The following is a 26046-nucleotide window of genomic DNA, read 5'->3' on the forward strand; positions in this document are numbered from 1 at the left end:
GTCCCGCACCGCCCCAAGGGCTCCCCGTACACGGTGAACGACCAACTCATGGTCACGACGGCCCTGATGATCGCCCACTGGAACCGCGAACACGGCGAACACCCCCGCCCGATGCGCATCACGATGCCGGTGGACGACCGCTCCCGGGACACGGACATGCCGATAGGCAACGGCACGAGACTCGTGGAAGTCACCTTCGCCCCGGACGAGTTGACCACCGGAGCAGACCCCGCCCGCATGGGCGACCTACTCCACCGCACAGCAATCCGAACCCGCACCCTCAAAGCCCTCCCCCGCCCCCAACTCGGCCACGGCGCAACCCTGTTGACGTCCCCCGTCGTCCCCGTCGCCTGGCGCGCCACCCTCACCCGCGGACTGCGCAGAGCAGCCGCCCCCTGGACCTCGACCACCCTGCTCAGCAACATCGGCCGCATCCCGTACACCCTGGACTTCGGCGGCGAAGCGGGCCGCGCGCACGCCGTCTGGTTCTCGGCCCCGGCCCGCATGCCCCGCGGCCTCACCGTGACGACCGCCTCCACCGCGGGCAAGCTGCACGTGGCCCTGCGCTGGTCCCGCACCCTCCTCGGCCCCGGCGACGGCGCCCACCTCCGCGACCTGTTCGAGCACTACCTGCACACGACGGAGGAGCACGCGCCATGACGACCACCACACCCCCGCACCGCCCATCGATACACGGCGACCTCCGGGACTTCTACGAGAACCCCGCCGTCCCCGTCGCCTCCGGCCCCTCCCGCACGCTCCGCCAGGCCCGCATCCTGGCCACCGCCCTGGGCCCACCCACGGCCCCCCGACAGACCCGCACGATCCTCGACATCGGCTGCGGCGACGGCACCGCGGCCGCCACCGCCGCGCCTCTCCTCGCCGGCCACCGGATCGTCGGCGTCGACTGGTCCCAGGACGCCCTCACCCGAGCCCGCACCCACCTCCCGTACACGGTCCGCGGCGAACTCACCGCGTTACCACTCCGCACAGCGACCGCCGACGCCGTGCTGTTCAGCGAGGTGATCGAGCACCTCGTCGACCCGGACACGGCGCTCGCCGAGATCCGCCGCGTCCTGCGCCCGGGAGGCCATCTCATGCTGTCCACACCGAACTTGGCCGCCTGGTACAACCGCGTCCTGCTGCTCGCCGGCGTCCAGCCCGTGTTCTCGGAGGTGAGTCTGCGCGCGATCCACGGCCGCCCGGGCAAGGAGGTCGTAGGACATCTGCGGCTCTACACCCCGCGTGCGCTGCGGGAGTTCGTGACCGCGGCCGGCTTCGAGGTCGTAGGACTCAAGGGCGCGCCCTTCCACGGCGTACCGCGAGCGCTCCGCCTCCTCGACCGACTGGCGTGCGCCAGACCGCAGTTGGCGTCGATCCTGCTGTTGCACGCGCGGAAGACGTAGGGGGCGCGGCCGTGTGGTGGGGGGTGGCGGCGGCCCTGTTGGCGAACGTGCTGTACAGCACCGGCTTCGTCCTGGAGAAGCGGGCGCTGGCGGCCCTGCCCGAGGTGACGGTGCGCCAACCACTGCGGCTGCTACGGCTGGTGGTCGGCAGCCCGCTGTGGATCGGCGGGTCCCTCGCGCTCGCCGCCGGGTTCGGCGCGCAGCTCGCCGTGTACCGGACGCTGCCGATCGCCGCCGCGCAGGGCATCTTCGTGTCGGGCCTGGTGCTGCTCGTGCTGCTGTCCGCGCGGATGCTCGGCGAGGAGACCAGCGGCCGCGAACGGTACGCGCTGGCGGCGATCCTCGTCGCGCTGCTGATGGTGGTGCTGTCGCTGAAGGAGGGCTCGGACCACGTCAGCCGCAACGCGCCCTATCCGCTGATCCTGTTGGTGTGCGTGCCCTCGCTGGCGGCCGGCGTCTGGCTGTACCGGTCCACCGAACGCAGCGCCGGCCACCGGCACCGGCTGCCCACCACGGGCGTCGAATACGGCGTGGCGGTGGGCCTGTTGTACGGGGTCAGCTCGCTCGCCATCAAGGGGGTGTCGAGCTATCTGACCACAAGTGACCTGGGAGGGGCGGTAGTTGCCCTGCTCAAGTCCCCGTACCCCTATCTCCTTCTCTTCACGGGCGCGTTCGGCCTGGTCATGTCCCAGGCGGCGCTGCAACGCTGCCGGGCCTCGCTGATCGTGCCGGTCTGTACGACGGTGACGAGCCTGTTCACGGCGGTGCTCGGCACGCTCTCGTTCGGCGAGGCCCTGCCGCACGACCCGCTGCGACTGGCCCTGCGGATCGGGGGCACCGTACTGGCGGTCACCGTCCTGCTGACCATGCCGAAGCACGACGACGCACCCCAGCCACCTGCTGCGACCAAGGAAGAGGCGACTAGCAGTTGATTTCTTGCGCACTGTTGCTCATAGTTGCTCCCTATGGGCAACATATATCGGATCAGCGAGTTCGCATCCCGGATCGGGCGGTCGCCTCAGACCATCCGACGGTGGGAGCGCGAGGGCCGCATCAGGCCCAGGCGCACATCCACGGGACAGCGATATTTCGAAGAGTCCGACGTGCTTGCCGTTCTACGGCCCGGCTTCGACGCCTCTTCGCGGGCCACAGTTGTCTACTGCCGGGTGTCCTCGCCCGGCCAGAAGGACGACCTGGCCTCCCAATTGGCAGCTATGGAGACCTTCTGCCTAGGTGCTGGTATCGCGGTGGACGACTGGGTGCAGGAAGTCGGCGAAGGCATGAACTTGCGCCGCAAAGAGTTCCTCGCGCTCATGGACCGTATCGAACAGGGAGAGATTGCGCGGCTGGTCATCGCACACAAGGACCGTCTCGCCCGGTTCGGGTTCGATCTGATCGAGCACACCGCCCAACGACACGGCTGCGAAATCGTCATCGCGAATGTCGAGTCGATCTCGCCACGGCAGGAACTGGTAGAGGATCTACTGGCGATCGTGCACACCTTCTCCTGCCACCTGCACGAACTGCGTCGCTACGAGAAGATCCTCAAAGACGAACTCACCGGCGGTGGGCGGTGAAGGTGACCCGCATCGCATATTCCAAGAACCTCAACGCGGGGAAGTACTCACATCTCTCCGAGCAGGCATGTCGCCTCGGGCGGGTGCGGGCCCTGGTATGGCGACGTTATGGCTCGGTCGGCGGTGTCGGAATCTCCGATCGGGCGATCCGTGACGCGTGGATGACAGACGGGACCGCCGCCACCTTCGGCGTACTGGCCAATGCGTGGAAAGAAACCGTCCGGGATGCAGTAGCCGATATCAAAGCTGCCCGTGAGGCCGCAAAAGTTGTCGTGCGCAAGGCCATTCACCGTCGATACCACACTGAGGAAGAACGCAAGGCTGCCTACACCGCGCTCAAGTACGACCAGTGGACGAGTGATCCGTTCCTGGCGCGGCAGATGCGCGACCACAGCAAGCACGGCATCAGCCACACCATGAATCAGATTGTGGTACGCAGCGACCAGTACAAAGCGTTCTCCCTCTCCGAGGAGGGGAACATCTGGCTTGCAGTGCCGTCTCTGGTACGCCGGAAGATGATCACTATCCCGCTGAACACCACGGTCGCCCCGACCGGGACACTGCGACTGATCCTTCGAGGCAGCCGCGTCGAGGTGCACTACACCATCGACGCACCGGACCTCACCGAGTCCCGGCCCTGTGGAAACAGAACAGTCGGAGTGGACAAGGGATACACCGAAGTCCTCACCGACTCCGACGGCAACCACCACGGCGAAGAACTCGGCGACCTCCTGAGGACCGAGTCCGACTTCCTCAAAGCCAAGAACGCCCGCCGAGCCAAGATCCGAGCTATCGCCGAGAAAGCCCGTAGGGCCGGAAACCGGGCCAAGGCCGACCGGATCAACCGCAACAACCTGGGTCTGGTCAAGCGCAACCGGCGACGAGAGCGCTTCGAATCCCAGGTCCGCACCATAACTTTCACCGCCGCCCACGCTGTCATCGACAAGGCAGACAAAGTCGTAGCCGAAGACCTGACCTCCCGCTTCGCGTCCCAGAAAAACCTTGGCAAGAACACCAACCGCCGCCTCGCCGCCTGGACCAAAGGCGTCACAGCAGAGGCGCTTGCATCCGTGTCAGAGCGCAGAGGTTCTGCGCTGACGCTGGTCAACGCGGCCTACACGTCACAAGTCGCCCCCTGCTGCAAGGTCCTCGGATCTCGTTCAGGGGACCGGCTTCACTGCACTCGGTGCGGGGACCTGTGGCAAGCGGACCACGCGGCTGCGATCAACGTCCTGGAACGAGACGGTGACCCTGACATCACCCTGTTCACCCCGCATACACGGGTGAAGCAGATCATCCAGGAACGGACCGATCGCCACCGGACCAGACTGCCGGTCCAGGACTCCAGCGCCGTACTCGGGCGCGGAGAGCGAATGATCCGATCCGAGCAGCAATGCTCAAGCAGTAGGAAGCAGTTGACTCCCCCATGAACCCGGACGACCCCCTGCTGAAGATCCTGGCCTGCCCGCTCGACAAGGGCCCGCTGCATCTGCTGCCCACGGACGCCCTGTACAACCCGCGCCTGCGCCGCCGTTACCCCATCGTCGACGGCATCCCCCAGCTCCTGCCCTCGTCCGGAGAGCAAGTGACCGACGACGGCGAACACGAGGAACTCCTCAAACGGATGGCCCCATGACCCCCACAACTCCCGTGCCCCGCACGCTCACCGCCCGCCTCGCGCCCCTCCTCCCCACCCGGCTCGTCGCCGCCACCGCCCGCGCCGTCTACCCCCGCTTCGAACCCGAACTGGCCCGCCTGGGCGACCTGTTGCCGCCCGACTGCGGCACGGCGGTCGACGTCGGCGGCTGGTACGGCCCCTGGACGCACCGCCTCTGCAGACACGCGCGCCAGGTGGTGACCATCGAACCGGTCCCCCACCTGGCGCGGCTCCTCGCCTCCGCCGCCCCCGCGAACGCCATGGTGATCCCGGCCGCCGCCTCGGACCGCCCCGGCACCGCCCGCCTGTGGCTGCCCCCGGACGACGAGGGCGACCGGGGTGTGTCCTCGCTGGTCCGCCGGGACATCCACGCCCGCGCCCTGCACGTCCCCTGCGTCACCCTCGACGGCCTGGGCCTCAAGGACGTCGGCTTCATCAAGATCGACGTCGACGGCAACGAACTGGCCGTCCTGCACGGCGCGACCGGCCTCCTGGCCCGCGACCACCCCGCCCTATTCGTCGAACTGGAGTCACGCATCCAGCCGATCGCGCCCGTGGTGACGTACCTGTCGCTGCTCGGCTACGAGGGCTGGGTCCTCCCGGACCGGAACAGCGACTGGGTCCGCCTGTCCGCCTTCCCCCTCGAAGCACATCAGGCCCTCACCTCGTACGTCGTCTCCCAGGGCCTGCTGCGCCGCGTCCTGCCCTTCGCGCGCGGCCCCCGTTACGTCAACTCGGTCCTGTTCCTGCCCGACGGCCGCAGCCCCGGTGCCAGTGCCGGTGCCGATGCCGGTGTCAGTGCCGTGCGCGACGATGGATCGCATGCCCGAAGCGAAACGCCCCGCCGGCCCCTTCAGCCCCCTCGACTTCCAACTGGTCCTGCTGCGCCGCATGGCGGACCACAACCCGGACCTGGTCGAGGACGCCCGTCATGAGCTGGGCGCCTCGATCGCCGACATGCGCGAGGCCAACAAGCGTTGGCAGGCGATGCTGCACTCCCCGAGAGGCCGGGCCGCGGCCTCCCGGTACCGCCAGATCCTCGGCACCCCGGAGTCATCCGTAAAACGTCGGATCGGCGACCTGGACTGCGAGGCCTGGCAGTGGCCCCTCCCCCTCTGGCCCGACCTCCGCTTCGAGGTGCTCACCGCCCCGAACGGCGCCGTATGGAACGAATGGCTGGTCCGCGCCCCGGGCACCGAAGGCCCCGCCCTCCAGACTCTCGAGGACCTGACCCCCTGGTCCTGCACGGTCGACGAGGCGGCCCGCGCCTTCGCCCCCGTCCGCCCCCTGGAGGGCACGGCTCCGACCCGCTGGGGCCTGGCCTTCACCGCCCCGGACGCGCAAGGCGTACGACACCAGTGCGCGGCCGAGTTCACCTGGGGCCTGCTGCAACGAACGGCGGTCAAGGAGTGACGGCAGCCGCGAGAATCGCCTCGACCACCGCGGCCAACGACGTCCCCGGATGCAGATCGAGGAAGAGATTCGGCTCGACCAGCTCCAGTTCCATCACACACGGCTCCCCGTCCGGCCCGTCCACGAGGTCCACGCGCGCGTACAGCAGCTCCGGCGCGTCCGGTACGGCGGCCAACGCCCGTTCGGCGACGGAGAGTTCGGCCTCGGTCGCGGTCCACGGCTCCAGGTCCGGGTGGGACACCTTGTCGTCGTCGTAGGCCGTGCCCCGCGCCAGCACGGCCCCCTTCCGCGAGGCGTGCACGAACCGCCCGCCGAAGAACAGCAGCGCCCGCTCCCCACTGACGTCCACGTTCGTCAGATACGGCTGCACCATCGCGGTGAGCCCCTCCGCGTGCATCCGCTCCAGCTGTCGTACGGCCGTCTCGCGCTCGTCGGGTGTGTAGCGCGCGGCGAAGCGGGCGCCCGCGCCGGAGGTCGGCTTGACGACGTACTCGTGGTCGTCGGGGAGGTCGGCCGGGTCACCGGCGGCGAGATAGCGGGTCGGTACGACGGGCACGCCGGCCGCCGCGAGGTCGCCGAGGTAGCGCTTGTCGGTGTTCCACCGCACGACCTGGACCGGATTGGCGAGCCGTGTCGCCTTCGCGGTCCGCTCGGCCCACGCCACGAACTCGGCCACCCGCCAGGTGTAGTCCCAGGTCGAGCGGATGAGCACGAGGTCGTACGCGCCCCAGTCGGTCCCGGCGTCGTCCCACGGCACGGCGACGGCCTCGGCCCCGGCCGCCCGCAACGCCTCCACCAGCACCGGAAGGTCACGGTCCTTGCTGGGCTTCGGTCCGGGGTCGTAGGTGGCGAGCGCGATACGGGGCACGGGGTCTCCATCCGGATGCCGACTGTGGACAGATCCGCAGGTTAACCATGACCCCCGCAACCGCGGCAACCGGATTGACCTTCCCCTTTGGTGAAGCCCCAGCATCGGTGGCGGAACCGGAGGAGACAGAGGCACACATGAACATGCTCACGATCGGGGCCTTCGCGCGGGCGTGCAGGCTGTCGCCGAAGGCGCTGCGGCTGTACGACGAGCTTGAGCTGTTGCGGCCGGCGCGCGTGGACCCCGACAGCGGTTACCGGTACTACGCGGTGGAGCAGCTGGAGCGGGCGCGGCTGGTCGCGTGGCTGCGGCGGCTGGGCATGCCGCTGGCCGGTATCCGTGAGGTGTGCGCCCTCGAACCGGCCGCCGCCGCCCGCGAGATCCGCGCCTTCTGGGCCCGGGTCGAGGCGGACACGGCCGAGCGGCGGGATCTCGCCGGGTTCCTCGTCGACCATCTCGCGGCCGTGACGGCCGTACCGGGAAAGGACACCACCATGCTCGAACTGCGTTACTCCGCCCACTCGGACCGAGGTCTGGTCCGCCCCTCCAACCAGGACGCGGCGTACGCGGGCGCGCGGCTGCTGGCCGTGGCCGACGGGTTCGGTCCGGCGGGCGCGCCCGTGAGCAGCGCGGCGGTGGAGGCGCTGCGTTTCCTGGACACCGAGGAGGTGCCTGCGGGCAATGTGCTCAACCTCCTGGAGGAGGCGGTACGGGGCGCCACCGAGGCGGTCCGTGACGTGGCCGATCCGAGCGAGAACGGCACGACGCTGACCGCGTTGCTGTGGACGGGCTCGAAGCTGGCACTCGTGCACATCGGGGACTCGCGCGCGTATCTGCTGCGCGACGGCGGGCTCTTCCGGATCACGCACGACCACTCGGTCGTCCAGTCGCTGATCGACGAGGGCCGGCTGACCCCGGAGGAGGCCGGCTCCCACCCTCAACGCACCTTGCTCCTCAAGGCGTTGACGACCGGCGCCCCCGACCTGAAACTCCACGACGCCCGGCGCGGCGACCGCTACCTCCTGTGCTCGGACGGCCTGACCGCGGTCGTCCCGGAGCACCGCATCCGTGAACTCCTCACCGCGAGCCCGGACCCGGAGGAGGCGGTACGGTCCCTGGTCGACGCGGCGAACGAGGCCGGAGGTCCGGACAACGTCAGCTGTGTGGTGGCGGACGTGGTGTAGGAACGGGGGTGTCCCCGGCGTCCGGGGACCGTTGCCCCCGACGACCAAGGAGTGCGCCGCGTGTCCGTGTCCCCCCTCTTTCCGGCCCTGGCGAACCCGGGCGAGCAGCCCGCTCTCCGGTTCGGTGACCGTTCCCTGACGTACGCGGAGCTGGGCGCGGCGGCGGACGCCCTCGCGGCCCGGTGCGCGGGCGCCGGCCGGGTCGCCGTGTGGGCCACGAACTCGCTGGAGACGGCCGTCGCCGTGGTCGCCGTACTCCGGGCGGGCCTGGCCGCCGTCCCCCTCAACCCGAAGTCGGGCGAGAAGGAACTCGGTCACATCCTCGACGACAGCGCGCCGACCCTGATCCTGGCCGCACCGGGCGACGAACTCCCTTCTCCGCTACGCCACTTGGAGCGCGTCGACGTCGAGGTGCGGGGTGTCGGGGGCGAGGGTCCGGCCGTCTCCCCCGGCGACGAGGACCCCGCCCTCGTCGTCTACACCTCCGGCACCACCGGCCCGCCCAAGGGCGCCGTCATCCCGCGCCGGGCGATCGCCGCGACGCTGGACGCGCTGGCCGACGCCTGGCAGTGGACCGGCGACGACGTACTCGTGCACGGGCTGCCGCTGTTCCATGTGCACGGGCTGGTGCTGGGCATCCTGGGCCCGCTGCGGCGCGGCGGTTCGGTGCGGCACCTCGGCAGGTTCAGCACGGAGGGCGTGGCACGGGAGTTGAACGACGGCGCGACCATGCTGTTCGGCGTGCCGACGATGTACCACCGCATCGCGGAGACGCTCCCCGACGACCCCGAGCTGGCCAAGTCCCTCGGCCGCGCACGGCTGTTGGTCTCAGGCTCGGCGGCGCTCCCGGTCCACGACCACCAGCGGATCACCTCGGCGACCGGCCGCCGCGTCATCGAGCGCTACGGCATGACGGAGACCCTGATGAACACGAGTGTCCGCGCGGACGGTGAGCCACGCGCGGGGACGGTGGGCGTCCCGCTGCCGGGCGTGGACCTGCGCCTGGTCGAGGAGGACGGCACACCCCTCCCCGTGTACGACGGCGAGAGCGTGGGCGAGATCCAGGTGCGCGGGCCGAACCTCTTCACCGAGTACCTCAACCGGCCCGACGCGACGGCCGCCGCGTTCACCGCCGACGGCTGGTTCCGCACCGGCGACATGGCGGTACGCGACCCCGACGGCTACGTCAGGATCGTCGGCCGCAAGGCCACCGACCTGATCAAGAGCGGGGGTTACAAGATCGGCGCGGGCGAGATCGAGAACGCGCTCCTCGAACACCCCGGGGTACGCGAGGCCGCCGTCACCGGCGAACCGGACCCCGACCTGGGCGAACGGGTGGTGGCGTGGATCGTCCCGACGGACCCCCAATCTCCTCCGGCACTGGCCGAGTTGGCGGATCACGTGGCGAACCGCCTCGCCCCGCACAAACGCCCCCGCGTCGTCCACTACCTCTCCGCACTCCCCCGCAACGACATGGGGAAGATCCTGAAGCGCGCCCTGACCGATGGCTGAGCGCCTCTCGGCCCGCGAGACCCTGGCCGTCGTCACCGACGACACCACCTTCACCGAACTCCCGTACCCGGCACAGGAGTCCAAGCCCGACGGCCCCCTCGCCTGGCAGGGCTACGACGCCTCGCGCGCCCGCGCCGCCGACCGCACCGGCGAGTCGGAGTCGGTGGTGTGCGGCACGGCGACGGTGGCGGGCACGCGGGCGGTGCTGATCGCGTTCGAGTTCGGCTTCCTCGGCGGCTCGCTGGGGGAACGCACCGGAGACCGCATCGAGGCGGCCTACGTGTATGCCCGTGAACACCGGTTGCCGGTGGTGCCGTTGATCGCCACGGGTGGCAGCCGGATGCAGGAGGGCATGATCGCCCTGACCCAACTCCAGCGCGTGGCACGGCAGTCGGCGCTCACCAGAGAAGCCGGCCTCCCGCAGATCGCGGTACTGCGCGACCCCACCACGGGCGGCGGCTGGGCCACCCTGGGCGCGGGCGCCGATGTGATCCTGGCCCTGCCCGGCGCCCAGGTCGGCTTCGCGGGCTCCCGAGTCCGCCCACCCGACGCGGACCCCACGGCGTACACGGCAGAGGCCCAGGTCGCAGCGGGCGCGGCCGACGCGATCGTAGAACCGCATGCCCTGAGGGAGACCCTGGGAAGGTGGCTACGGCTGCTGACCACACCGTGGGCGGGACAGGCACCGGTGCCGGCGGCACTCGACGCGGAGGGCCTGCCGGCCAGTGGGCGGGAGGGCACGTCACCTACCCTCGGTACCGACCCACCGGCGGTGGCCGCGCGAGACACGACGCAGGACTCCCTACCGGCCCGGCACCCCGAGACCGGCCTCCCGTGGAGCGGGCGGGAGAACGCGTCACCCACCTCCGGCGCGACCGACTCCCCAGTGACCGCGCGAGACGCGACGCAAGGCTCCCGACCGCCCCGGCACCCCGAAACCGGACCGGGGAACGCGTCACCCACCCCCAGCGCGACCGACTCACCAGTGACCGCGCAAGACGCGACGCAAGGCTCCCGACCGCCCCAGCATCCCGAGACCGGACCGGAGAACACGTCACCCACCCCCAGCGCGACCGACTCACCAGTGACCGCGCAAGACGCGACGCAAGGCTCCCGACCACCCCGGCACCCCGAAACCGGACCGGGGAACGCGTCACCCACCCCCGGCACGACCCACACTCCCTCGACCGGCCGCGACACGGCGCAGGACTCCCCACCGGCCCAGCACCCCGAAGCCGGCCTCCCGGCGCCCGGGCGGGAGACAGAGCAACACGCCCCGTCGGCTCAGCTCAGCCCGGCCGAGGCGTCGGCGACCGCGCACGCGGCCGTGCGGCACCTCGCGGACGGGCTCCCGGGCAGCGGTTGGGAAGCCGTGCGGCGTGCCCGCTCGGCTCAACGGCCGCGCGCTGAGCGGTACTTGGACGTCTACTTCACCCACCGGCTGGCGATCAGCGGTGACCGGTGCGGTGGCACCGACGCGGGGATGCTGTGCGGGTTCGGTGAGCGGGAGGGGCGGACGGTCGCGTATGCCGCGCAGGGCGGGACGGCGACCCGTCCCGCCGGGTATCGGACCGCCGCCCGGCTGATCCGGCTCGCGGAACGGCTCGGTATCCCGGTGCTGACGCTGGTGGACACCCCGGGCGCGGCGAACGACGCCGAGGCGGAGCGGCAGGGCGCGGGGGCCGCGATCGCGGATCTGTTCGGCGCGGTGGCGTCGGCCCGGGTCCCGCTCACCACGCTGCTGATCGGCGAGGGCGGCTCCGGCGGCGCGCTGGCACTGGCCGCGCCGGGCAACACCTGGGCCACACCGGACAGTTATTTCTCGGTGATCGCCCCGGAGGCGGCCGCCGCGATCCTGAAGCGGGCGCCGGAGGACGTGGAGGCAACGGCCGATCAACTCCGCATCCGGCCGCAGGACTTGGCGGAGTTGGGGGTGATCCGGACGGGGCCCGTCTGAGTCACCTGGCTTCGCCGACGCCGCGTCACGAGAGCACCCTCCACTGCCCCTTACCTAGCCTTCATTTCGGGCATAACAGACAAATACCCCCATTTAGCGGCACCCCGCCCGGCCCACCACAAGGCGCGCCCGCTCCCCCACCCCCGCACGATGCGAAAGAGGCCCGCCACCCGGCGACGCCCCGGTCCGCGTTCTCGGGAGACCCTGCCATGACCGTCAGTCTGGAGCAGTTGCGACGCTGCCATTTCGCCGTCGACCTGGGCGCGGCCCGCACCCGCGTCTACGTCAAGGGCGCCGGGCTCGTCGTCGACCAGCCGTCCGCCGCCGCCGTGAACACGCGGACCGGCGCGCTGATCGCCGTAGGAGAGTTCGCGGAGAAGATGACGGGCCGTACGCCCGACTACATCCGGGTCGTGCGACCGGTCTCCGGTGGGACCGTCGTCGACATCGAGATGGCGCAGCGCATGCTGCGGCATCTGATCGGCGACAAGGTCCGCCGCGCGTTGCGCCGCAAGCCCCGGCTGCGGGCCGCCGCCTGCACCCCGCACGACGCCGATCCGCTGGCCCAGCGGGCCGCGATCGAGACGCTGGTCGGGCTCGGCGCGCGCCGGGTGGAGTTGGTCGACACGCTGATCGCGGCCGCCGTGGGGTGCGGGCTCCCCGTCGAGCGGCCCGAGGCCACCATGATCATGGTGTGCGGGGCCGCCGCGACCCAGGTCGCCGTCCTCTCCCTCGGCTCCATCGTCACCGCCGAACGCATCCCGGTCGGCGGCGAGGCCGTGGACCACGCGATCGTGCAACACCTGCGCCACGAGCACGAGTTGATGCTCCCCAGCCAGTCCGTACGCCCGCTCCAGCTCGCGCTGTCCGGCAACGGACTCACCCCGCACGGCCCGGCCCTGACCGAGATCCACGGGCGGGACGTGGCGACCGGCCTCGCCCGTTCCGTGCAGGTCGACACCGCGGCCGTACGGGACGCGATCGAGACGCCGCTGACCGCCGTGCTCGACGGTATCGGCCGGGTGCTGCGCAACTGCCCGCCCGACCTGGTGGCCGACCTCGTCGACCGCGGCATCATGATGGTCGGCGGCAGCGCCCTGCTCCCCGGCCTCGACCAGATGCTGCGCGCGGCGACCGGCATGCCGGTGCACATCGCGGAGCGGCCGGACGTGTGCGCCGTACAGGGCCTGGGTTACATGCTGGAGGGCAAGATCGAGCCGCTGGTCCTGGACCCGCTGGCGACCACCTGAGCCCGGAACCGGCCGAGGCGAGTGACGGCGCCCCCGATCTCTCCCGCCTCCTCGAAGCCGTCCTGAGCGTCGGTTCCGAGCTCGAACTGCGCACCACGCTCCAGCACATCGTGGACGGCGCGGCCGAGCTGACCGGCGCGCGGTACGCGGCGCTCGGGACGACGGACCCCGGGCAGGACGGCCTCACCGAGATCCGCACGAGCGCGGTCGCGCCCCCGTCCCCCGGCGCCCTGAGCGTCCCGATCCACGTCCACGACGAGGTCTTCGGCCACCTCCACCTCGCCGGGAAACGACACGACGCCCCCTTCACCGCCGAGGACGAGCAGCTCCTGCGCGTCCTCGCCGCCCAGGCCGGCATCGCGATCGGCAACGCCCGCCTGTACGAGACGGCCCGGCAGCGCGAACGCTGGATCGAGGGCGCGGCGGCCGTCACCACCGCCCTGCTCACCGGCGAGACGGCGGCCGACGCGCTGGCGACGGTCGCGGAGGGCGCCCGGGCCCTCGCCGACGCCGCCGCGGGCGTGATCCTGCAGCGCACCGAGGCGGGCGGCATGGAGATCGTCACCGCGTCCACCTACGAGGACCCCGGCGACATCGTCGGTACGACCATCGAGCCCGGCAGCCCCGTCCTCGTCCAACTCCTGGGCGGCGAACCGGTGTTCATCGACGACTCGGCGACCGACCCGCGCATGACGACGCATGTACGGCACCGGTTCGGCCCCAGCATGATGCTGCCGCTCCAGGCCGAGGGCCGCCTCATCGGCACGCTCGCCCTCCCGCGCCGCCCGGGCGACCGCCCCTACACGGCCGTAGAACGTCTGCTGGCGACGCAGTTCGCCTCCCAGGCCGCCCTCGCCCTGGTCCTGGCCGACGCCCAGCACAGCCGCGAACGCCTCGCGGTCTACGAGGACCGCGACCGCATCGCCCGCGATCTGCACGACCTGGTGGTCCAACGCCTGTTCGCCACCGGCATGTTGCTGGAATCCACACAGCGCAGAGCCGGCACGACCGACCCGGCCCACGCACTCCTCGGCCGCGCCGTCGACGAACTCCAGTCGACCATCCAGGAGGTCCGCACGGCGATCTTCGCCCTGCAACAGCCACCGGCCGAGGCCCCAACGACCTTCCGCGGCAAGGTACTTCGGGAGACGGCCGGCGCGTCGGCCGTGCTCGGCTTCCAGCCCTCGACCCGCTTCAAGGGCCCGGTGGACACCCTCGTCCCCGACCAGGTGACGGCCCCACTCCTCACCACCCTCCGCCGCGCCCTCACCGCCGCGTCCCGCCGCCCCGGCGTCTCCCGCCTGGAGATCACGGTCGACGTGACGACGCCGTTGCCGGACGGCCGGGACGCCGTACGACTGAAGGTGTACGACGACGGAGGCACCGGTGACGACAGCGGCAATAGTCATGGCACGACGGTGAGTTGGCAGTCGCCCCTGTGAGAGCGGGGCCGACGAGGCGTCAGTACGGCAGGATCCGGCCCGAGGGCGTCCTGCGGTCGATGGTGTCGTCGCGGGGCGCGGCGGGCCGGCGAATCACGCGAACACGGATCTGTCGGTTCATGGCGCCCTCCCGAGGCTCATATCTCCTATGCCCCTCTCCTATGCCCCACACTCTTCCTCGCGACGCTCAAGAACATCGCCCTTGCGGAGGCACTTGGCCTGCCTCCCGGGAAGGAGCGACAAGGGGCCGGCTCCTCCCGAGGGAGGAGACCGGCCCCTGAGTCGGGCGAGAGGGTCAGCTCAGGCCGAGGTCCGACAGCGCGGTCGTCCAGTCGGTGAGGATCGCGTCCTGGGCGTCGGAGAGCGTGACGGTGCCGGCGCAGACGGCCTTCTTGAGCTTGTTCTCGACGGTGTCCTTGTTGGCGGCGGTCTTGGTGCCGTACTCCGGCTCGGGCCAGAGGTTGAGTGCGCTCTTGGGGGCGCCGCCGAGTTCGAGGGGGAGGAAGTGGTCCTCCTCGTAGTCGGAGGTGCTGGTGTCCGTGTAGCCGTACTCGACGATCTGCTTCTTCTTCAGCGCGGTGGTGTAGGAGCTGGAGGGCCGGACGGTCGCGGTCCACCCGGAGACGCAGATGGTGGTGTCGATGGTGGACTGGGTGACGTCCGGGTTGAAGTCCCCGGGCTGACAACTGGGGTCGGGGAGCGGGAGGTAGTCCTGGCTGCAGCTCTGCGCGTGCGCGGTGCCGGCGGCCACCGTGAGGCCGGCGGCGGCGAGCGCGAGGGAGGAGAGGGCGGTGACCAGGGAGCGGGATATGTGGGGCATGGGGGTTCTCCCGGAGCGATGCCCGGCAGGAATTCCGGGCGGTCGTGAGCATGACAGCACCGGGATCATCTATGCGGGTAGAGCCCTTTGCCGGTCCCGAAGATCCCTTTGTTGAATGTTTCAGTACGCAGGGACCGACGGAGGGGAAGTCATGGCTCGCGCTTGGTTGTCGGCACCGCGGCCCGGGGCCGGTGACGGTCCCCGCCTAACGTGAGACCCATGACCACGTTGACGCTTCTGCATCCCGGCGCCATGGGCGCGAAAGTCGGCGGCCAGGCGGCACTTGCGGGTGCCCGGGTGCTGTACGTCCCCACCGGCCGCAGCGCCGCCAGCCTCCAACGGGCCCGGGAGGCAGGCCTGGAGGCGGCCGAGTCCCTCGAATCAGCCCTGGAGGCAAGCGACTTCGTGTTGTCAGTCTGCCCGCCGCACGCGGCGGAGGACGTGGCGCACGAGGTTCTCGCGCGCCCTTTCCGGGGTGTGTACGTGGAGGCCAACGCCATCAGTCCGGACCGTACGAGGCGCATCGCGGCGGCGTGCGTGGAGCGCGGCGTACCGATGCTGGACGGCTCGATCGTCGGCGGCCCGCCGGGACCGGGCAGCGCCCCGCGCCTCTATCTGAGCGGCGACGCGAAGGAAGTCGCCCGCGTGGCAGGGGTGTTCGAGGACACCCAGGTCCTGGCCCGCCCCCTCGACGCGGAGATCGGTGCCGCGTCGGCGCTGAAGATGGCCTACGCCTCGTACCAGAAGTCGGCCCGCGCCCTGGCCGCCGTGTCGCACGCCCTCGCCGCGAGCCACGGCGTGGCGGCCGAACTGGCCCGCGAGGCAGGCTCGTTGACGTCCAACATCCTCGCGGAGACGGACCAGCTGCCCAGCGTCGCCGCCCGCGCGTGGCGCTGGGCGCCGGAGCTGGAGGAGATCGCGGACACCCTGCGCGCGGCGGGCCTGCCGCCGGCCCTCGCGGAGGGCGCGGCGACGGTGCTGCGCCGGTGGAACGACGACAAGGACCGCTTCGACCTGCCGGTGGAGGAGGTGCTGGCCCACCTCCGCACGGAGGGGTGACTCAGGGCGCCGTCGTGGGCGCGACGGGACGCAACTCCCGTACGGTTCCGCCGAGTCGGGAGCGGAACCCCTCCAACAGCTCCGGCGACGCGCTGACGACCCAGCGGGTGCCGACGAGGTACTTGCCGCCGTACATCGAAGCGGTGTCGAGCCAGGTCTCCTTGAACCGCTCCTCGGGGAACGTGGTGATCCGGTACTCGCCCTGCCCTGTCCGGCACTGGCCCTCGCGCAGTTCCTCCGCCTCGATCCGGATCTCGGCGGTGCAGCCGGTCAGGCCGGCGATCACCTCGACCTTGGCGGGGGCGACGACGCCGGCTTCGGGCGCAGCGGTCACCGAGGTCCCGGCCGACTTGCGTTTCTCCTCCGCGACATCCTCGCCCCCGCCGCAGGCCACGGCCAGCGGGAGCAGGGCGAGTGCGGCGCTTCGGCGCAGGCGGGCGGCGTGGGCTCGGGGTGATGACTGCGGTGTCTGGTGGGTCACGACAGGGGGTACGGGTGTGCCGCGGCGCCTGTTCACCCCGGGGCGGTCAGCCCTGGGCCAGCACCAGGATCCCGCCCAACAGCAGAAAGACCCCGCCCGCGAAGGCCAGCCCGGCGAGACCGGCCAGCACCGCCGGCCGCAGGATCACCGACGACGACGGCGCCGCGGCCGCGCTCAACTGCCTGCGCCGCAGCCCGAGGGCGCGGATACCGGCGAGGACGGCCACCAAGCCGATGATCAGGTACGCCATGACGTCACTCCTCCACACTCCCCCACTGCGCTTCGTAACTCGGCGGCCATTCCTCCGAGAAATCGAAGAGCGCGGGATCATTTCTCCGTCGCACGGCTTCCCGCCAGGACGGCCGCCCGGAGACCACAAAGCTCATTCCCTCGGGATCGATCAGATATGTCGAATCGGAGTCCTCCGCCGGAATTCCGGCGAACTCAGAGATTCTCCGGAATTCTACAGGAGGAGCCAGACGGACACGAAGCGAATGGTAAGTCGGCCGTACGAGCATGAATTCGACGTGGCCGAAATACACTTCCACGCGAGTTGTCGTGCCGTCCAGCCGGGACGGATCGCTTCTGATGATCAGCTGCCGGTGCGAAGGGTCGTAGTTCCAGATCTGGAACGCCCGGCCCGATCTGACGAACTCAGCCATGCCTGTCACTCCTACCAGCCAGGATCGTCCAGCTGAACACTTTCCCCGCCCCAATACCATTCAATTGACGACCACTCCCGGCGCCCCAGAATAACCGAACGGGCCACCACTCCGAGCTCCCAGGCCGTCTGGTTTCCACTCTTCTGCGCCTGCCGCCAGTTGGCGCCGGCAAGCGCCCGGCCGCGTGGCAGCGTTCCGTCGAACGCCTCCTGCGCGGACCCGAACTCATTGCCCTCCTTGTCGAGCAGACCGTCCAGACTGAACGTGATCCGCACGCGCGGGTTGTTCGCGGCGTCCGGGACCGCGTTCATCCAGTTCGGCCTTTCATTGAGGTCGCTCACATCGCCCCACGGCTTCTTGCGGTTGAGCGTGAAGCGATTTCCACCGTCCTGCTCGTTGAGCGATTTAGCGAGGTTGTCCCCGATTTTGTGCGGACCGTTCACTCCCAGCACGAGATGATCGCCGTCCTCGATCTTCGAGCCGCAGACGTTGTGGACGAGGATCGGCACCCCGCCCGCGACCACGTAGTACGTGTGCAGCTCACGAACCGTCAGGTTGTACCGGTAGGCCGTGCCCGCCGTCGCCCGCACCCCGGCGATCAGAACGCTGTGACCGTCCTCCGCCGTGAGCGCGTGTCCCGGCGCAAGCCTGCCCGCCGGTACCCAGGTGTGCAGGGTGACGTCCCAGAAGGGATGCTTCGAGGTCGTGTGCAGGGTCGCCGTACGGCCGTGGCCCAGGCTCACAATGACGTCGATCAGGTCGCTGTCGCGGTGGACGAGCGTCGCGACGACCTCGCGGGTGCCGGAGTGCCTGCCGGTACCGGCGTCGGCGGACTCGACCTTGTCACCGGTCTTGATAGCGGCGATCGCCTTGGTCGTGCCGCCGGCCATCAGGACGGGCGTCTTCGGCGAGAAGCTGCACGAGGTGGCCTCCTCGGTCCCCGAGTTGCCCGTGCCCGGGGCGTCCGAGGACGCCGATGCCTTCCGTGCGGCCGCCGCGTCCTGCTGGACGTCGGACTCCTTCGGCTCGGCCGCGTTCTTGCCGGCCGCGTCGCTCGTGGCGTCCTTGCCCGCGCTGGCCGCGCCCGCCGCGTCGCCCGAGCCGCCGGAGCTGCCGGAGCCGTCGTGCGGGGCCGGTTCCGCTGCGGCCTTGGGGGCCGCGTCGCCGCCGCCTCCGGCGGGCGGTGAGTCGCCCTCCTCCGCGGCGAATCCGCCAGCTCCGCCACAGCCCATGGCCGCGCAGTCGCCGCCGAACATGCCGCCGATCATTCCGGCGCCCTCGGCCGCGCCGAGTACGCAGGCGGGCGCGGCGACCACGGTTCCGGCGCAGGCCGAGACGACCACCGCGACGGCGACCACCACGACGACCACCGTGACCACGGTCGCGACCACGGGCAGGGCCTTCTTGAAGTAGTGCCCGGCGCAGCCGAAGAAGCCGTGGCAGCCTCCGCTGTGGTGCTTCTTCTGACCGCTGGAGGTGCTGGTGTCGGCGGCCGCCTTGTCGTTGGCGGAAGCGCACTTGGCGTCGCAGCCGGCTCCCCCGCCGCCGTCGTTCACCAGCATCAGACCGCTCGGGTCCGCCCCGGTCGACGGGTTGTCACCCGCGTAGGTGTAACCGCCCATCTGGTTGGGGTCGTTGGGTTCGAACATCGGGTCGGGGGTGAGGAAGCGGCCGGTCACGGGGTCGTAGTCACGAGCACCGAGCACGTTGAGACCCGTTGTGGCGTCGGCCGGTTGGCCCAGGAAGCCCTGGTTCTCGTCCGGTGCCACCCATGAACTCGGCTTCGTGCCGCGCGGGTTGCCCCAGGGGTCGTAGGCGCGGCGGGTGACGGTCAGGGCGGAGGCGTCGATCGCGGTGGTGGAGGTGCCCTGGCCGTTGGCGATCTGGTAGCTGACCGAGCCGCTGCTGGAGCGGGTGACCGTCGTGCCGTCGGGGCCGGTGATGTTGCGCAGGCCGGTCCAGGTCTTGGCGGAGACGTTGAGCGTGATCTGCTCGGCACCGCCGAAGAGGTACAGGATGCGGGTCTTGTCGGTGCCGTCGACGGCGGCGGTCTGTTCCAGCAGGTCGCCCGACGCGTCGTACAGGTACTTGCTGGTGTTGGTGTGGGTACCGGAGGTCGTGGCGATGGTGGCGGTACGGCCCTCGGCGTCGTAGGTGAAGGTCTGGCTCTGGCCCGCCGGTATCGCGCCGGTGGCGGCGCCGGTCCAGGTCTGGCCGCTGCCGCCGCAGGTGGCGAGGGTGAGCTGGGTGCCGGCGGTGGCGGAGGCCGCCGGGTCGGTCAGGCAGACCGCGCTGTTCGCGGCCGAGACCAGGGTGCCGGTGGTGGTGACCTTCCACTTCTGGGTGGCGTCCGTCTTGCAGGTGTCGATCACCACGAGGGTGCCCGTGGTGGTCGCGTTGCCGGTGGTGTCCAGGCACAGGCCGAGGACCTTGACCGTGCCGTCGGTGCCGATGGTCCACTTCTGGCTGGTGGCCGTGCCACACGTGGCGATCTGCACCTTGGCGCCGGCGGTGGTCGACCCGCCCGCGTCCTCGACGCACCGCTTGCCGCCGCCGGAGATCGTGAACGCGGTGGACAGCGGGCCGGTGGAGGTCACCTTGCGGCTGATGGTGTCGCCCGCGTTGACGTTGGCGTAGGCGGGATCGGTGTACGTCGGGGTGGTGGTCGCGGTGCCGGTGCCCGGGTTGGCGAGAGTGGCCGCGCCTGCCTGGTCGGGCAGGGTGGTCGGCGTCGTGCCGTCGGTGCCGGGGTAACTGATGCTCTGCGTCGTGTCGTTGAGGGCGTTGCCGGTGGTGTCGTGGGTGACCGTGCCGGTGCGGTCGCCGAGTTGGTCGTAGGTGTAGGTCTGCCAGTACGGGGCGGGACCGCCGACCGTGGATGTCTTGATCGGGGATGTGGTGCCGGTCTGCACCCTGGCCGTGGTGCAGCCGCCGACGGCGCCGACCGTCGCGGCGTTCGGGTCGGTGATGCCCGCGGTGTCCGTCCAGGCGGCGGTCAGCCGCTGGAAGGAGTCGTAGGTGAAGCACTGGGTGTCGTGCGTGGTGTTGTTCTGCAGGTCGTCGATCGCGGTGACTTCGCCGGCCTGGTTGTAGCGGAGGTTGACGACGTCCAGGGCGGTCGTGGACGTCTGCAGCATGCTCGACGTCTGCGTGACCCGTCCGGTCGTGCCGTCGTACTGGGCGAAGGTCGCCAGCTCCTTGCCGGTCGGCCCGTAGTTGGTCTGCAGGACGCGTCCGAACGCGTCGTGGACGGTGGTGTCCACATAGGCGGGCGTGTTGGCGGAGCTGATGAAGCCGCCGATGCCGTCGAGGTTGCCCTGCTGGGTGTAGCCGTAGTCGATGTCCTCGGCGGGCAGGTTGCCGTCCGCCTGGTAGTGCGTGGTGGACAGCAGACCGACGTTCGGGGTGTAACGGGACGAAGAGGTGTAGGTGACCGTGCCGGACGTGGGCGCGCTGGTCTGGCCTGCCGCGGCGAAGCCCTCGGCGGCCGGGATCGTCAGGGTGGTGCCCAGCGGCTGGTAGGCGGTGTTGTAGCCGGTGACCGTCTGGGTGTAGGCCTTGCCCGAGGCGCCGCCGACATAGCGGGTCGCGGAGGTCTGGTAGCCCTTCTCCAGGGTGTCGTAGACCCGGGAGGCGAGCAGCTTCGTCGGGTCCGGGCTCGCCGACCAGGCGGCCGCGTACTCGGCGGTGGGGCGGTTGTCCCAGTCGTAGGTGAAGGAGAGGGCCTGGCCGCGCGGGTCGGTGGACTGGAGCAGGTTGCCGGCCAGGTCGTACTTGTCGAACGTGGTCTTTCCGGCGTTCGGGTCGGTCTGCGAGGTCTTCTGGCCGAGCGCGTTGTACTTGTACGACCAGGAGTTGCCCGCGCTGTCCTTGACCGTGTCGATCTGCCCGGCGGGCGTGTAGGTGTAGCGGGTGGTGGAGTCGGCCGCCGGGACGGCGCCCGCCGTGCCCTGCTTCCACAGCACCGAGCCGCCGGAGGAGACGACGGCCGCCGTGGAGTCGTTGCGCACCTGGAAGGTGGCGCCGGTGGTCGCGGTCAGGCCGGTGGTCCACAGTTGGGCGACCGCCGTGCTGTAGACGGCGAGGTTGCCGTCCGTGCCGAACTTCGCCCAGGCGCCCGTGTTCCCGCTCGTGCCGGAGGACCAGAGGGTCTTGCCGGTCGCCAGCGCGGAGAGCACCAGGTTGCCGTCGGCCTGCATCGTCAGCCGCACGCTGTCGGAGGTCAGGGAGGTGCCCGAGGGGATCACCGAGCCGCCGGTGAGGGTGGCCGTGGAGCCGGTGTTCTTCACGACGGTGCTGGTGGTCTGGCCGACGGCGTTGGAGAAGGTGGCCGTGGACCGGCCGCCCGCAGGCGCCGTGGTGTCGACCTCGTCGGCGCCCGGGTAGCTGTTGGAGCTGTGCCACTGCTCGACGGCCTGGTGCCACAGGGTCTGCCGCAGCGGGCGGCCCTCGCCGTCGTACGTCGTGGTGGTCTCGGACGGGATCTGGTTCTCGTTCGCCGCGTACAGAGTGGCGGACGGGGAGTTGGCCGGGTCCGAGTAGCCGGCGTACGACGCGGTCTGCCAGCCGTGCGAGTCGTAGAAGGTGTCCGAGATGATCCGGCCCGAGTCGGAGTCGCCCATCGCGGTGGACTGGGTCTGGCGCGGCTGGAGCATCCCGTCGTAGAGGGTGATCGAGGTGGCGTACGTGCCGTCCTCGCGCAGCGTCTTCGAGGTGACCGAGGTCGGGGCGCCCGGCTGGGTGATCGTGTCGCCGGGGGCGGGGACGGCACCGGGGTCGATCGCGTACGCGAAGGTCTCGTCCGCGCTCTGACCGGACGACTTGTCCCGGCCCGGCAGCCATACGGCGGTGCGCCGGCCGAGCGCGTCGTACGTCATGTCGGTCGTGCGGCCGTTGGCGTCGACGCTCTCCAGGGTCAGTCCGCGCAGTGCGTCGAGGGTCGAACTCACCTTCCAGCCCTGGCTGTTGGTCGAGGTCTTGCCGGTGGCATTGGTGTTGTTCCCGGAGTCGTTCCACGGCGGGGCGAAGTCGGTGTGGGTCTTCTGCCCGGTGGCGTCGTAGGCGTCGGTGACACGGCCGGCGCCGTCGTAGTCCATGGCGGACGTCGTCTGCCAGTTCTCCGTGGAGCCGGTGAAGCCGGTGGCGGTCTGGGTGCCGGTGACCTGCCCGGTGGCGGTGACCTGGCCGAAGGTGCCGAGGCCGGAGAGGGTGCCGTCGCCCGCGTAGTACATCTTCTTGTCCGTCAGCAGGCTGCTCGCACCGACCGCGGTTCCGCAGGAGCCGATGACCGAGGTGACCCGGTCCGCGTAGGACAGCATCATCGAGTTCGACGCGGGCGGGCTCGCGTAGGTCGTGGTGGCGCACTTCTCCTGGTTCGGATCGGTGCCGTCACCGTGCCCGTTGACGGTGGAGATCCGGCCCTGGCTGTCGTACGACGTGTCGGTCGTCGTGTGCCGCCAACTGCCGTCGGCCAGGCGCTCGTACTCCCGTGAGCTGCTGGTGGAGATCCGGTGCGCGGTGAGGTCGGGCAGGGTGGACAGGGCCGGCTTCGTGTCGCCGGGGTTGTCCTCCTGGGTCCAGTCCGTCCAGGGCGACTGTTTGGCCGAGGCGCTGGTGGCGAAGGCGAACGGGCCGTTGACGCTGACCGCGTCGACCGTGCCGCCCGCCTGGGTGTAGGTGTCGTCCTCGAGCGTGGTGCCGGCGAGCTGGTCGGCGTCGGCGACGCTCAGCACGGTGCTGCCGCCGGCCTTGGCGTCGACGGTGACGGAGCGGCGGGTGCCGTCGGCCAGGTGGTCGCCGTCCATGCCCTGGAGGTAGGTGGTGGTCTGCTGGGTGACCGGCTCGGGTGCCTGACCGGTCTGCACGGTGACCGTGCGGAAGCCGCGGAACTGGTCCCAGGTCCGGTACTGGTCGTCGGTCAGCGCCGAGTCGTCGCGGTGCCAGGCCGGGCCCGCGTAGCTGTAGTGGGAGACCTGGGTCTCCGAGCCCGCCGGGTTGTTCTGCGCGTCCGGCTTGTACTGGCCGGCGATCGTCAGGTCGGAGACGGCCACGCTGTCGACGGTGACCTTGTTGAACCAGTCCGCGATCGGCTTGGAGGCGCCGGGGACGCTCCAGTAGACGGGGTAGCAGGAGTTCGTGTTGCTGTCCGCGTGGGCGATCGACAGCGTCTTGCCCGCGCAGGGCGCCGAGTTGTACTCGACGGCGATCGACTCGCCGGTCTCGGTCTGGACGCTGGATATGCGCGGCCGGTACAGCGGCGGGGCGGCCGGGTTGTCGTCGTTCACCCGGTTGTCGATCTCGGTGCCGGTGAACGACACCTGGTTCAGGGCGATGTCGTCGTTGCCGTTGTCGTAGGTGTCCTTGCCGGTGTGCTTGACGGACTGCAGCCACATCACGGCCTGGAGCATCCCGGCGTCCTTCGGGTCCACCGTGGTGCCGCTGACCGGGTCGACGGTGCCGCCCGCGTCCGAGTAGACCTGGCCCAGCTTGTAGGAGTCGACCGCGGTGAGCTGGTCGGTCGCCTTCACATGGACCTTGGTGGTGATGGAGTCGAGGCGGGTGGTGGTCCAGAAGCTGGGGCCCGACGTGACGCACACGTCGTCGGGCACCTTGGTGGCGCCGTCCGGGAGTTTGGTCTTGTCGGTCGCGTCGCAGTGGAGGTCCCAGGGCACGTCCGGCCAGTGCGTGGCGGTCGAGTCCTTGAGGTTGCCGGCCGAGCAGTCGGTGAAGGAGGAGGTGGTCTGGCAGCGCTGTGCCAGGCCGAAGTCCACCTCGGCCGCGGGGGTACGGCCTGCCTTCTCGTCGGCGAGCGTGTAGCCGTACGAGATCAGCGTGAGCGCGCCGCCCCGGGTGTACGAGGTGAGGGTGCCGGTGTCGTCCGGGTCGTCGGTCTCGCCCGCCTGGCCGCCGCCGAGGTCGTAGTAGTTGGAGTCGGTGGTGTAGTCGTAGCGCTGCACGAACCCGGTCGGTGACACCACGAAGTCGAGGTTCCAGCGCCAGCCCTCGGGCTTGTCGCACTGGGAGGCCTTGCCCTTGGCGCTGGTGTTGCAGGGGTCCGAGGAGCGCGGGTGCAGCACCGGCACGCCCCACGCGGAGTGCGTGGAGTCGTCGGCGGGGTTCGCGGACATGGTCGCGCCGGTGCCGGGGCCGCTCGGCGCGTGGTCGGCGCCGAAGTAGGCCGCGGTGCCGTCGGTGGTCAGGACCCGGTAGTAGACGCCGTCGTGCAGCCCGTTGGCGGCTCCGGACAACTCCTGTACGACGGTGCCGTCGTCGCCCTGCAGCCGCCACTGCTCGATCTCGCCGGTGACGCCCGCGTCCACGCCGTCGGGCACCAGCACACCGGAGTGCGAGCCGAAGGACAGCGTGGCGTTGTCTCCGCCCCAGCACTCGTCGCCGGAACCCTTGAGGATCTTCTTGCCGTCGGAGTCGAGGAGCGAGCCGCAGCTGCGGTAGCTCCGCTCCACCGAGCCGACCTGGTAGCTCCAGCCGTCTCCGACCCAGGAGGACTGGGAGTTGCGGGCGGTGGTCTCGCCGTCGACGGACTGCGAGTCGTAACTCAGGCCTACGGAGGGTGCGTTGCCGCCGATCGCGGCCGGGACGGAGACCGGGTAGGCGTAGGTGAACGAGCCGGTCGCGGAGGCCTGCCAGGTGCCGGCGGCCGAGAGCGCGGTGGCGCCGTAGTCGCCCTGGGAGCCGGAGGTGCCGGAGGTGACGGCCAGTGCGGTGGTGTCCGCGGCGGCGGTCGCGGTGAGCGGGGCGGTGCGCTCCGACATGGTCTGCGGGCCGGTCGTGTCGCCGGAGGGCGAGGGGGACGAAGAGGGTGACGAGGGCGACGAAGTGGGTGACGCGGACGCGGAGGGCGAGGGTGAAGTCGGCGTCGTGGTCGCGCTCTTGGCCGCCTGGCCCAGGGTGAGCGTCGCCGTCAGCTGCTCGGCGCCGGCGCGGTTGGTGAAGTCGACGGGGGTGCCCTTCTGGCACTCCGGCCGTTCCGGCGTGGTCAGCGCGCAGCCCGGCAGCCGGACGAGCCGCAGCCGCGAACCGTAACCGCCGCCGTACGCCTTGGCGATCGACGCGTAGTCGACGACCACCTTCACCTTGCCGTGCGCGGACGCCGTGGTGGACGGGGTGATGCCCAACAGCATGCCGTTGGCCCCGGCCTTGAGGGTCTGGGCGTGGGACGCGGTCTGTACGCGTAGCTCGCCGGCGTCGGTCCCCTTGCCCGCGGGCGCGACCCAGACCGGCAGGTCGCCGGCCCTGACGGGCTTCGCGGTGCCGTGGCCGCCCAGGGCGACGGTGGCCGTACCGGCCTTGGGCCACTGCGCCGCCCGTGCCCGGTAAGTCCCCAGCGCCTTGTACCCCTTGGGGTGCGCGGACGCCTTCGGCTGGAGGAGGTGCGCGCCCACGGCCGGGGTGGCCGGGAGCTTCTTCGGCTTCCACACCGTGCCGTCGAACGCGAAGCCACCGTGATGGCCGAAGGCGGGGTCGTCGGAGTGGCCGGGGAGGAAGCCGGGGGTGCCGAACCCGGTGGCGACGACGACCGGCAGGAGCAGCGCGAAGAGGGCGACGGGAACGGCCCACAGACCGAGCCCGCCAAGGAATCTTCGATGCCACACGCCCGCGAACCAGCGTCGTCTGCCACTCACGTGCAACCCCCCGGAGCACGGCCTTGGTGGGCCGTCACATCGTCTGACCACACGGGTGAGTGATCCAGCGGAGGCTAAGTACCGCCATGATCACGGCTCAAGACCCTTTGCGCTTT

Annotated in this window: 18 protein-coding genes and 3 pseudogenes; 15 read left to right on the forward strand and 6 right to left on the reverse strand. The window is 70.7% G+C overall.

What is annotated here, in order from left to right; all coding sequences use genetic code 11:
- The 8 genes and pseudogenes from OO70_RS42380 to OO70_RS42415 all read left to right on the forward strand — a co-directional run.
- Positions 1-660 (forward strand): annotated as a pseudogene (locus OO70_RS42380) (condensation protein); the annotation flags it as partial.
- A complete protein-coding gene (locus tag OO70_RS42385; RefSeq protein WP_043684238.1) occupies positions 657-1406 on the forward strand; it encodes a class I SAM-dependent methyltransferase in 750 nt (249 codons plus the stop codon). The pseudogene OO70_RS42380 and the gene OO70_RS42385, both read left to right, overlap by 4 nt.
- 23 nt (positions 1407-1429) lie before the next feature.
- On the forward strand, positions 1430-2338 hold the full coding sequence (locus OO70_RS42390; protein WP_043684239.1) for a DMT family protein: 909 nt from the start codon (positions 1430-1432) through the stop codon (positions 2336-2338).
- A 33-nt stretch (positions 2339-2371) separates the two neighbouring features.
- Positions 2372-2983 (forward strand): IS607 family transposase, encoded by a 612-nt coding sequence (locus tag OO70_RS42395; RefSeq protein WP_051742115.1) that lies wholly within the window; start codon positions 2372-2374, stop codon positions 2981-2983.
- 2 nt (positions 2984-2985) lie between these two features.
- Positions 2986-4413: a zinc ribbon domain-containing protein gene (locus OO70_RS42400; protein ID WP_234337066.1), complete on the forward strand. Its 1428-nt coding sequence runs from the start codon at positions 2986-2988 to the stop codon at positions 4411-4413.
- Positions 4410-4619: a Trm112 family protein gene (locus tag OO70_RS42405; RefSeq protein ID WP_043684241.1), complete on the forward strand. Its 210-nt coding sequence runs from the start codon at positions 4410-4412 to the stop codon at positions 4617-4619. Before OO70_RS42400 ends, OO70_RS42405 begins: the two co-directional genes overlap by 4 nt.
- The gene (locus tag OO70_RS42410) at positions 4616-5575 is read left to right on the forward strand and encodes an FkbM family methyltransferase (protein ID WP_043684243.1); all 960 of its coding nucleotides are present in this window, start codon (positions 4616-4618) and stop codon (positions 5573-5575) included. The genes OO70_RS42405 and OO70_RS42410 overlap by 4 nt, the downstream gene beginning before the upstream one ends.
- Entirely contained in the window at positions 5463-6053 is a 591-nt protein-coding gene (locus tag OO70_RS42415) for a hypothetical protein (RefSeq protein ID WP_078651769.1), read from the forward strand. The genes OO70_RS42410 and OO70_RS42415 overlap by 113 nt, the downstream gene beginning before the upstream one ends.
- Here OO70_RS42415 and OO70_RS42420 read toward each other — a convergent pair.
- A complete protein-coding gene (locus tag OO70_RS42420) occupies positions 6043-6921 on the reverse strand; it encodes an ATP-grasp domain-containing protein (RefSeq protein ID WP_043684247.1) in 879 nt (292 codons plus the stop codon). The two genes, OO70_RS42415 and OO70_RS42420, sit on opposite strands and share 11 nt — an antisense overlap.
- A 137-nt stretch (positions 6922-7058) precedes the next feature.
- On the opposite strand from OO70_RS42420, the gene OO70_RS42425 reads away from it, so the two are divergent.
- From OO70_RS42425 to OO70_RS42445, 6 genes and pseudogenes are all read left to right on the forward strand, one after another.
- Positions 7059-8105 (forward strand): MerR family transcriptional regulator, encoded by a 1047-nt coding sequence (locus OO70_RS42425; RefSeq protein WP_043684249.1) that lies wholly within the window; start codon positions 7059-7061, stop codon positions 8103-8105.
- A gap of 66 nt (positions 8106-8171) precedes the next feature.
- On the forward strand, positions 8172-9617 hold the full coding sequence (locus OO70_RS42430) for an acyl-CoA synthetase (RefSeq protein WP_043684391.1): 1446 nt from the start codon (positions 8172-8174) through the stop codon (positions 9615-9617).
- Positions 9610-10353, forward strand: a pseudogene (locus OO70_RS51890) (carboxyl transferase domain-containing protein); the annotation flags it as partial. The gene OO70_RS42430 and the pseudogene OO70_RS51890, both read left to right, overlap by 8 nt.
- A 603-nt stretch (positions 10354-10956) precedes the next feature.
- Positions 10957-11574: pseudogene (locus tag OO70_RS51895) on the forward strand (carboxyl transferase domain-containing protein); the annotation flags it as partial.
- A gap of 209 nt (positions 11575-11783) precedes the next feature.
- Positions 11784-12824: a rod shape-determining protein gene (locus tag OO70_RS42440; protein ID WP_043684254.1), complete on the forward strand. Its 1041-nt coding sequence runs from the start codon at positions 11784-11786 to the stop codon at positions 12822-12824.
- Positions 12821-14266: a GAF domain-containing protein gene (locus tag OO70_RS42445; protein ID WP_043684394.1), complete on the forward strand. Its 1446-nt coding sequence runs from the start codon at positions 12821-12823 to the stop codon at positions 14264-14266. Before OO70_RS42440 ends, OO70_RS42445 begins: the two co-directional genes overlap by 4 nt.
- A 295-nt stretch (positions 14267-14561) precedes the next feature.
- On the opposite strand, the gene OO70_RS42450 is transcribed toward OO70_RS42445, so the two are convergent.
- Complete coding sequence (locus OO70_RS42450; protein ID WP_043684255.1) at positions 14562-15086, reverse strand: hypothetical protein; 525 nt, start codon at positions 15084-15086, stop codon at positions 14562-14564.
- 219 nt (positions 15087-15305) lie between these two features.
- Here OO70_RS42450 and OO70_RS42455 point away from each other — a divergent pair, with 219 nt between their 5' ends.
- Positions 15306-16145 (forward strand): NAD(P)-dependent oxidoreductase, encoded by an 840-nt coding sequence (locus OO70_RS42455; protein WP_043684257.1) that lies wholly within the window; start codon positions 15306-15308, stop codon positions 16143-16145.
- Position 16146: 1 nt separating this feature from the next.
- Here the strand turns inward: OO70_RS42455 and OO70_RS42460 are convergent, their stop codons facing one another.
- From OO70_RS42460 to OO70_RS42475, 4 genes are read right to left on the reverse strand one after another with little or no spacing between them, the layout of a single operon-like run.
- Entirely contained in the window at positions 16147-16626 is a 480-nt protein-coding gene (locus OO70_RS42460) for a hypothetical protein (RefSeq protein WP_043684259.1), read from the reverse strand.
- A 46-nt stretch (positions 16627-16672) separates the two neighbouring features.
- The gene (locus OO70_RS42465) at positions 16673-16876 is read right to left on the reverse strand and encodes a hypothetical protein (protein ID WP_043684261.1); all 204 of its coding nucleotides are present in this window, start codon (positions 16874-16876) and stop codon (positions 16673-16675) included.
- Between the two features lie 4 nt (positions 16877-16880).
- On the reverse strand, positions 16881-17288 hold the full coding sequence (locus OO70_RS42470) for a hypothetical protein (RefSeq protein WP_043684263.1): 408 nt from the start codon (positions 17286-17288) through the stop codon (positions 16881-16883).
- Positions 17289-17299: 11 nt separating this feature from the next.
- Positions 17300-25930, reverse strand: a complete 8631-nt coding sequence (locus OO70_RS42475; protein WP_158711585.1) for a ricin-type beta-trefoil lectin domain protein — start codon at positions 25928-25930, stop codon at positions 17300-17302.
- Positions 25931-26046 lie beyond the last annotated feature (116 nt).

Origin of the sequence: Streptomyces xylophagus, assembly GCF_000716435.1 — a bacterium.
GTDB classification, from domain to species: Bacteria; Actinomycetota; Actinomycetes; order Streptomycetales; family Streptomycetaceae; genus Streptomyces; species Streptomyces xylophagus.